Consider the following 8,337-nt stretch of genomic DNA (forward strand, 5'->3'; position numbering starts at 1 on the left):
ATTAATAAGCGCGGGGCTTGATACAATGACTTTACTTAGATCCGCATAGCATACCCATAAGGCTGCCGCGCAACAACTGCCAATTCTTGTAAGTCATCATTTGTCGAGGAGAGAGCCTCCGAAGAGGCTCGAATTAGTGGGGCATTTTACGCCGTCTAATGGCGAAGATGGCGCTCAGCAGGCTGATAATCCAAATTGTAATATCACCGGTCAACGCATAAGGTGTCGCTCCACGCGTAGGTGTAATCTCTGCGGTCAGCACATCGGGCTGGAATTGAGGGAGTTGTTTTACCACAGTGCCATCGGCCGCGATTACGGCGGTAATACCATTGTTGGTATCACGTAGCAGTGGTTTACCTAACTCAAGCGCTCTCATCCTTGCCATCTGGAAATGCTGCCAAGGGCCGATGGAGTGGCCAAACCAGGCATCATTAGAAACGGTCAACAGGAAATCAGTCTCTGGGCGTAGGTTATCGCGTACCTGCTGACCCAAGACGATTTCATAGCAGATCGCGGTCGTAAGCTGATATCCCCCAAGATAGAGCGGAGATTGCGAATAGGCGCCTCGACTAAAACCTGACATCGGTAAATCGAAGAATGGGGCTAAGGGCCGTAATAGCGAGGCCAACGGAACGAATTCACCAAATGGAACCAGATGGTTCTTCTGATAGCGGTCTGGGCTGTAGTAGCTATATGGGGACTGATTACCCAAGGTAATGACGGTATTGAAGTCGTGATAGCGGTTATCCGACATTAAGCGTGAATCCACGATACCCGTTGCCAACAAGCTACCTCCTTGGCGCAGTTCATCATCAAGTTGATGAAGAAAGGCTTGTTGATTGGTTTCTAAATCGCTGATAGCCGACTCAGGCCAGATAATCAGTTTTGCATGGCCAATTTGTGGTGCAGTTAAGCGAGTATAAGTCTGTAAGCTACGGGAAAGCTGCTGTGGATCCCATTTCATACTCTGTGCAATATCACCTTGGACTAGGGCAACGGTGGTTTTTCGTTCGGGCTGTTCGTGATACCAATGGAGATAGCGTAGCGGCCAACAAACGAGTAATACGCCTACCGCCGCAATAAGATAACGGATGCGACGTTGTTGGAGTGCGAGGACCAGTGCTCCAGCCATCACCATCAACAGGAAGTTGATGGTTTCAACCCCTGCGATGGGCGCAATGCCTTTAAGTGGGCCATCAATTTGACTATAGCCAAATTGTAACCAAGGGAAACCCGTCAATACCCAGCTGCGTAAAAACTCCGTCACTTGCCACAATGCTGGCGCTGCGAGGAGTAGGCGCGTGCTATTCGCTCTGGGCCAGAAACGGTTTAATACCAAAGCGAAGAGTAACGTAAATAGCGATAGCCAAGCGGCCAGCAGTATCACTAAAAAGACATTGACGGGGCCAGGCATGCCCCCGAAGGTCGCGATACTGACGTAGACCCAGTTGACTCCACTACCAAATAACCCCATTCCCCAGCAATAGCCAATTGCGGCAGCTTGTCCGGTTTTACGGTGGGTAGTCAGCCATTGCAACCCAAATAAGGAAATGAGAGCGGCAGGCCAGAAGTCAAAAGGGGAAAAAGCAAGGGTGCCAACGGCACCCGTAATCAGAGCAAGGAGAAGACGAATCGATTGTCGATCGATAAATTTACTGACTGCCATAAGCTTTAGTCGTCGCTAAGAGTGATAGGGGAGGCATCCTCAGGAATGCGGACATGCACTTGAATGATACGACGACGATCGGCCACGGCGACTTTGAATTGGTAGCCGTCGATCGTGATACTTTCACCGCGAGCAGGAAGGTGTCCGAAGCTTTGCATCACTAGCCCACCAACGGTATCGACTTCTTCATCGCTAAAGTTGGTGCCGAATTGCTGGTTAAAATCGTCGATGGACATTAGGGCCCTGACCGTATAAGTGTGACGATTGAGCTGACGGACATCAGCATCTTCGACATCATCGTATTCATCTTCGATCTCGCCGACGATAAGTTCAAGAATATCTTCAATCGTCACAAGACCCGCAACACCGCCAAATTCATCGATCACGATAGCCATGTGATAGCGTTGCGAGCGGAACTCTTTCAACATGCGGTCAACACGTTTACTCTCCGGGACAACCACCACAGGGCGTAGCACCTTCTCGATGCTAAAGGCTTCGGCATCGCTACGCATAAAGGGCAGTAGATCTTTGGCCATTAATATGCCTTCAACGTGGTCTTTATCCTCGCTGATGACAGGAAAACGAGAGTGCGCGGTATCAACAATGATGTCTAGGCAGCTATCAAGTGTTTGGTCGCGTTTTAGCGTGACCATTTGTGAGCGAGGGATCATGATATCCCGGACCCGTTGTTGCGCAATATCCATTACGCCCTCGATCATGTCACGGGTATCTTCATCAATCAGATCTTTTTGTTCAGAATCTCGGATCAGTTCCAAGAGTTCATCACGGTTTTTTGGTTCACCGTGAAAAAGCTGATTGAGAAGCAATGAGAAAAATCCTTTTTTATTACTAGGGGTATCATTATTTTGAGAATGGTCTTCGCTCATGGCGGTTTTATTTAGATCTCTCGTTGAGTAAACGTTGGTGGTAAGGACAACAACACTTACCACCCCTTACAGCTATCAGGCTTCTTTTTCAGAAATGTACGGATCAGTATAGCCAAGCGCAAGCATTATCTCGGTTTCCAAGGCTTCCATCTCTTCCGCCTCTTCATCGATAATATGGTCGTAGCCCAGCAGATGTAGGCTACCATGGATCACCATATGTGCCCAATGTGCCTCAAGCGTTTTGTGCTGTTCTACCGCTTCTTGTTCAACCACTTGACGGCAGATGATCAAATCGCCTAACAGCGGAAAGTCTTCAATGCCGGGTGGGGCCTCAAAAGGAAAGGATAACACATTTGTTGGTTTATCCTTTCCTCGCCAAGTATGGTTCAATTCATGGCTTTCTGCCTCATCCACTAAGCGAATAGTGACCTCACTCACAGGCTGAAACGGGCTGACTGCGGCAGTCAGCCAGCGATGAAATTGTGCTTCAGTTGGTAAACCTTCTGCTGAGGCACACACATTTTGTAAATCTAAAATAACGTCTTGTTCCATTAGTTTTCCTGGGCAGGGGCTTGTGCTTCACGCTTTCTTTCTTCTACGCGTTCAGCACGGCGTTGCTGATCCGCTTCTTCCCATGCTTCATAGGCGGTGACAATGCGTGCGACGACGGGATGCCGTACGACATCTTCGCTGTGGAAAAAGTTAAAACTCAGTTCTTTGACCTCTGACAGCACTTCGATAGCATGTTTCAAACCAGACTTAGCATTGCGAGGGAGGTCAATCTGAGTAATGTCCCCAGTGATTACCGCTTTAGAATTGAAGCCAATCCGCGTTAAGAACATTTTCATCTGTTCAATTGTGGTGTTTTGGCTCTCATCTAAAATAATAAATGCATCGTTCAGCGTACGTCCGCGCATATAGGCGAGAGGAGCGACTTCGATCACATTACGTTCGATTAACTTCTCGACACGTTCGAAGCCAAGCATTTCGAAGAGTGCATCATACAGAGGACGTAAGTAAGGATCGACTTTTTGGCTGAGATCTCCTGGTAAAAATCCGAGTTTTTCTCCCGCTTCCACCGCTGGGCGGGTAAGCAGAATACGTCGAATCTCTTGCTTTTCTAAGGCATCGACAGCTGCGGCAACCGCCAGATAGGTTTTTCCCGTCCCCGCAGGACCAATACCAAAGGTAATATCGTGACCAAAAATATTGGCAATATACTGGGCTTGGTTCGGCGTGCGCGGTTTAATTACGCCACGTCGTGTCTGGATATTTATTGCTTTGCCGAAGTTGGGGACGCTGTCGGCAGTTTGTTCCAGTACGCCACTCTCTTTAATCGCTAGATGAATATTCTCTGGCAAAATATCTTGGGTTTGACCACGAACCGGTGCGGTATCGACATAGAGATCTTTCAAGATATTTTCTGCTGCCGCGACTATCTGCGCGCGACCGGCGAGTTTGAATTGGTTATCACGACGATTTATCTCGAGTCCTAGACGGCGCTCCAGGTGTTTCAGATTGTCATCAAAAGGCCCACAAAGGCTGAGTAAGCGCTGATTGTCGGCAGGTTCAAGTGTGATTTCACGGGTTTCAATAGTCAAATTTGTCCTCTTTTATCACTTGGGTCGATCGGTTACCGACGGTTGAATAAAGCATAATGATCAGATTATTTACGCTGTGTGCCAGGTATGCAAGTTATCACCCAGATCTTGGGGCGTAATCTGTAAAAACAAGGCGCGCTTCACGGATGGAATCCCCTGCGGCAGCGACCACGCTGTGCAGGTCACAGATTCACCCTACCGATAGAACACCGATTTTTCAATTTCCCCGGTAGGTCGAATAGCCGTATTGGCTTAATAACAGCGGAATATAGAGCTTTTCATTTTCTTGCGAGACGCTAAAAATAACCGGGATTTCGGGGAAGAAATTCGCTTGTTTCTGCTGTGCAAAGTAGTCGCCTGTCTCAGAAGTGACTTTATAGGCCCCTTTAGCCATTGCAGAACCCAGTGGGGAGAGAGATGTGATACGGCCATTATTATCGGTTTTACCGGTCGCTAGTGTCTGCCAATCCTGGTCGGTCTTTTTTTTCTAGGACGACGGTAACCTCCGCAGAGTAATTACCCGTTTGTTGGTTAAGAATATGCACGCTTAACGTTCCCTCAGGGGCAGCCATGGCGGCAGTTAATCTAGCTAAACAGAGTACAGGGGTGAGTGATACAACAACTTTCTTACGGGCCTCGTTGAGTAAGATAGGATTTCCCTATTAGCAGCGTTACGAAACGCTGCGATATGGGGCATAGCTTGCGATTTCGTGACAAACTCATCATTACGTTGTTCCGCCGACGTATCATGAAAAATGTTTAACCGCTTTGAGTCGACGTTTAAATGAGTCAACGCCAGGATAAGCCATTGCGTGACGTAATCTACAGGACAATAACTGATTTAGGGTGTAGTGAGGATCACCGCTTGTGCAGCAATCATGCATTGCTTTGCTGAGTCGTAGGCGAGACTGGGGGAACCATAAAGGGTATAACCGCGGTCTAGCATTTCAGAGACTCTGCGACAGAAACTCGCATCGTCAGGGCCGGTGAGGAGTCGATAACGTGGGAGGGGAGTATCTGGTTCAGTCATCCTAGATCCTTTCTTTGGGTTAGGTTTAAGAAGAAGAGAGTCTTGCAGCAATAGATAGCGGTGTTGTAAAAAAGCCCTGTATGACACAGGGCTTTGTGGAGACGAGCGAGTATCAGGTTCTGTTTTGGACATTAGACCCTGTATTCAAGCGAAGGACTAAGGCTGAAAAATACCCACACCCAGCTCGTTCTCTTTACGAGTACGGGCAATAACCGAGGCTGGACTTTCAACGACCCTCAGTCCCATCTGATCTTCTGTGCGTACTACTTTGCCGCGTAATGAGTTAGGCAAGACATCAGTGACTTCGATATCGACGAACTTACCGACCATGTCTGGCGTCCCTTCAAAATTCACTACACGATTGTTTTCGGTCCGTCCTGATAGTTCCATCACATTTTTACGTGAGGTACCTTCCACTAATACGCGTTGCTCTGTGCCTAACATACGACGGCTCCAAGCCTGGGCTTGCTGATTGATACGATCTTGTAGAATGTAGAGACGCTGTTTTTTCTCTTCATCGCTGACATCGTCGGGCAGATCTGCGGCCGGAGTACCTGGGCGAGCAGAATAGATAAAGCTGAAGCTCATATCGAAATTAACGTCGGCAATCAACTTCATGGTCTGTTCGAAGTCTTCTTGAGTTTCGCCCGGGAAGCCGATAATAAAATCAGAACTAATCTGGATATTAGGACGCGCAGCACGAAGTTTACGAATGATAGCCTTAAATTCTAGGCCAGTATGCGCGCGTTTCATCAACATCAGAATACGATCCGCACCGCTTTGTACTGGCAGGTGTAGGAAGCTGACTAATTCTGGCGTATCGCGATAGACCTCGATGATATCGTCAGTAAATTCGATTGGATGGCTGGTGGTGAAACGGATCCGGTCAATACCATCGATGGCAGCCACTAAACGAAGCAGTTCAGCGAAGGTACAGATTGCACCGTCATAATGTTCACCGCGATAGGCGTTAACATTTTGTCCCAGAAGATTGACTTCACGGACGCCTTGCGCGGCCAATTGGGCAATTTCAAATAGGATATCATCGCAAGGGCGGCTAACTTCTTCCCCCCGGGTATAGGGGACGACACAGAAGGTACAATATTTATTACAGCCTTCCATGATTGAGACAAAGGCAGTAGGGCCTTCCGCACGCGGCTCGGGTAGGCGGTCGAACTTCTCGATTTCTGGGAAGCTGATATCGACAACCGGGCTTTTATTACCGCGTACACTGTTGATCATCTCTGGCAGGCGATGCAGGGTTTGAGGACCAAAAACGATATCAACATAGTGCGCACGCTGACGAATATGATCGCCTTCTTGAGAGGCGACACAGCCGCCAACCCCGATAATCAGTTCAGGATTACGCTCTTTTAAGGCTCTCCAGCGACCAAGTTGGTGGAAAACCTTTTCTTGTGCTTTTTCACGGATAGAACAGGTGTTGAGAAGTAACACATCTGCTTCGTCGGCATTCTCGGTTAAAGAGTAGCCATGAGTGCTATTGAGGAGATCTGCCATTTTAGATGAATCGTATTCGTTCATCTGGCAGCCCCAAGTCTTAATATGTAATTTTTTCGTCATCGAACAGGCCATTGATTTAGTGCAAGGATCGGCTAGCCGCATATTGTAATGCTTTGCTGCTGTTGTGACCAGTATAACGGATAATCTGTTTACTACGAAAATTACGGTACACTATAGAGATTAACTTATTTTCATCAGGCGCAAAGAAAGCGTTTCGTTGTAGAGGATATACTATGCAGACAGAGCATTTTGATGTGGTCATCAACGGGGGAGGCATGGTTGGTGCTGCTTTGGCCTGTGGCTTAAGGCAACAAAATTTTCGCGTAGCGGTGATTGAACGCCGGGAGCCTGAACCCTATGTACCTTCCTCCCTGCCTGATGTGAGAATTTCTGCTATCAGCCGCACCTCTGTCGCGTTATTAGAGGAGATCGGCGCTTGGTCAGAGATTTTGGCAAGGCGCTGCGCCCCATACCGACAACTGGAAACCTGGGAATGGCAAAGCGCGAAAACGGAATTTAGTGCTGCACTCCTTAACTTACCGGAATTGGGTTTTATGGTCGAGAATCAAGTGTTGCAGCGTGTTCTATGGGAGAGGATGCAAGCCTTATCGGTGACGTTATTCAGTCCCGCGACGCTTGATACTATGACCTATCTGCCTGAACAGGAAAAGTGGGCGGTGGTCTTAGATCAAGGTACTGCAATCACCTGTTCATTATTAGTCGGAGCGGATGGCGCACATTCTCAAGTTAGACAAGGCGCAGGTATTGGTATTCGAGGGTGGGATTATCAGCAATCTTGCATGTTGATTTCAGTAGAGTGCGAACAAGAACCTGGGGATACCACGTGGCAACAGTTCACTCCGCACGGTCCTCGGGCCTTTTTACCCCTCTATGATCGCTATGCCTCATTAGTATGGTACGACAGTGCTGCACGCATAGAACAATTGAAAAAAATGACCCCGACACAGTTAGATGAAGCGATTGTCCAGCACTTCCCCGCGTGTGTTGGTAAAGTGAAGACCTTACGCAGTGGTGCTTTCCCCTTAACCCGTCGGCATGCAACAGCCTACGTTAAACCTGGTATCGCGTTAGTCGGCGATGCGGCGCATACGATTAACCCTTTGGCGGGGCAGGGCGTCAATCTCGGTTATCGCGACGTCGATGCGCTTATCGATGTATTGGTCAGCGCGCGTCGAACGACGATGCCTTGGTGGCGGCTTGAGACATTAAAACGTTATCAGCGTAAACGCCATGCTGACAATTTGATCATGCAAACGGGGATGGATATATTCTATTTTACGTTCAGTAATCAGCATGCTCCGTTAGAAATCCTAAGAAATATCGGATTGATGGCGGCGCAACGAGGTGGATGGCTAAAACGAAAAGCGTTGAGTTATGCATTAGGATTGTAGAAACGAATAGACGTCAGCGAGAGTTGGCGTTTTTTGTGGCTGGGATACCTGGATTCGAACCAGGGAATGCCGGTATCAAAAACCGGTGCCTTACCGCTTGGCGATATCCCAATAGAATTTGATAGGGGAGAAGAAAGATGAATGGCTGGGATACCTGGATTCGAACCAGGGAATGCCGGTATCAAAAACCGGTGCCTTACCGCTTGGCGATATCCCAAGA

General features: G+C 48.2%; 7 protein-coding genes, 2 tRNA genes and 1 pseudogene. 1 reads left to right on the forward strand and 9 read right to left on the reverse strand.

Annotated elements, in window-relative coordinates; all coding sequences use genetic code 11:
• Window positions 1-133 precede the first annotated feature (133 nt).
• The 7 genes and pseudogenes from lnt to miaB all read right to left on the reverse strand — a co-directional run bounded on the left by lnt (window position 134) and on the right by miaB (window position 6,765).
• Complete coding sequence (gene lnt, locus MKR94_RS03400; RefSeq protein WP_241645458.1) at window positions 134-1,666, reverse strand: apolipoprotein N-acyltransferase; 1,533 nt, start codon at window positions 1,664-1,666, stop codon at window positions 134-136.
• Window positions 1,667-1,671: 5 nt separating this feature from the next.
• Window positions 1,672-2,553: a CNNM family magnesium/cobalt transport protein CorC gene (gene corC, locus MKR94_RS03405; RefSeq protein WP_241645459.1), complete on the reverse strand. Its 882-nt coding sequence runs from the start codon at window positions 2,551-2,553 to the stop codon at window positions 1,672-1,674.
• Window positions 2,554-2,628: 75 nt separating this feature from the next.
• Entirely contained in the window at window positions 2,629-3,105 is a 477-nt protein-coding gene (gene ybeY, locus MKR94_RS03410) for an rRNA maturation RNase YbeY (protein ID WP_099825604.1), read from the reverse strand.
• Window positions 3,105-4,154, reverse strand: coding sequence for a PhoH family protein (locus tag MKR94_RS03415; RefSeq protein ID WP_241645460.1), 1,050 nt, complete (start codon window positions 4,152-4,154; stop codon window positions 3,105-3,107). The genes ybeY and MKR94_RS03415 overlap by 1 nt, the downstream gene beginning before the upstream one ends.
• 217 nt (window positions 4,155-4,371) lie before the next feature.
• Window positions 4,372-4,726 (reverse strand): annotated as a pseudogene (gene uraH, locus MKR94_RS03420) (hydroxyisourate hydrolase).
• Window positions 4,727-4,995: 269 nt separating this feature from the next.
• The gene (locus MKR94_RS03425) at window positions 4,996-5,184 is read right to left on the reverse strand and encodes a DUF1737 domain-containing protein (protein WP_241645461.1); all 189 of its coding nucleotides are present in this window, start codon (window positions 5,182-5,184) and stop codon (window positions 4,996-4,998) included.
• Between the two features lie 156 nt (window positions 5,185-5,340).
• A complete protein-coding gene (gene miaB / locus MKR94_RS03430; RefSeq protein WP_241645462.1) occupies window positions 5,341-6,765 on the reverse strand; it encodes a tRNA (N6-isopentenyl adenosine(37)-C2)-methylthiotransferase MiaB in 1,425 nt (474 codons plus the stop codon).
• A gap of 173 nt (window positions 6,766-6,938) precedes the next feature.
• Between miaB and ubiF the strand changes: the two genes are divergently transcribed.
• The gene (ubiF, locus tag MKR94_RS03435; protein ID WP_241645463.1) at window positions 6,939-8,117 is read left to right on the forward strand and encodes a 3-demethoxyubiquinol 3-hydroxylase; all 1,179 of its coding nucleotides are present in this window, start codon (window positions 6,939-6,941) and stop codon (window positions 8,115-8,117) included.
• A gap of 36 nt (window positions 8,118-8,153) precedes the next feature.
• Here ubiF and MKR94_RS03440 read toward each other — a convergent pair.
• Together MKR94_RS03440 and MKR94_RS03445 are read right to left on the reverse strand one after the other, a co-directional pair.
• Window positions 8,154-8,228 (reverse strand) — tRNA-Gln (locus MKR94_RS03440).
• 31 nt (window positions 8,229-8,259) lie between these two features.
• A tRNA-Gln gene (locus MKR94_RS03445) sits at window positions 8,260-8,334 on the reverse strand.
• Window positions 8,335-8,337 lie beyond the last annotated feature (3 nt).

The organism is Rosenbergiella metrosideri (genome assembly GCF_022602565.1).
Classification (GTDB): domain Bacteria; phylum Pseudomonadota; class Gammaproteobacteria; order Enterobacterales; family Enterobacteriaceae; genus Rosenbergiella; species Rosenbergiella metrosideri.

Excerpts from the sequence above, each read along its gene's own strand:
- lnt (WP_241645458.1), bottom strand. The coding sequence starts at position 1,666 with ATGGCAGTCAGTAAATTTATCGATCGACAATCGATTCGTCTTCTCCTT.
- corC (WP_241645459.1), bottom strand. The coding sequence starts at position 2,553 with ATGAGCGAAGACCATTCTCAAAATAATGATACCCCTAGTAATAAAAAA.
- ybeY (WP_099825604.1), bottom strand. The coding sequence starts at position 3,105 with ATGGAACAAGACGTTATTTTAGATTTACAAAATGTGTGTGCCTCAGCA.
- MKR94_RS03425 (WP_241645461.1), bottom strand. The coding sequence starts at position 5,184 with ATGACTGAACCAGATACTCCCCTCCCACGTTATCGACTCCTCACCGGC.
- miaB (WP_241645462.1), bottom strand. The coding sequence starts at position 6,765 with ATGACGAAAAAATTACATATTAAGACTTGGGGCTGCCAGATGAACGAA.
- ubiF (WP_241645463.1), top strand. The coding sequence starts at position 6,939 with ATGCAGACAGAGCATTTTGATGTGGTCATCAACGGGGGAGGCATGGTT.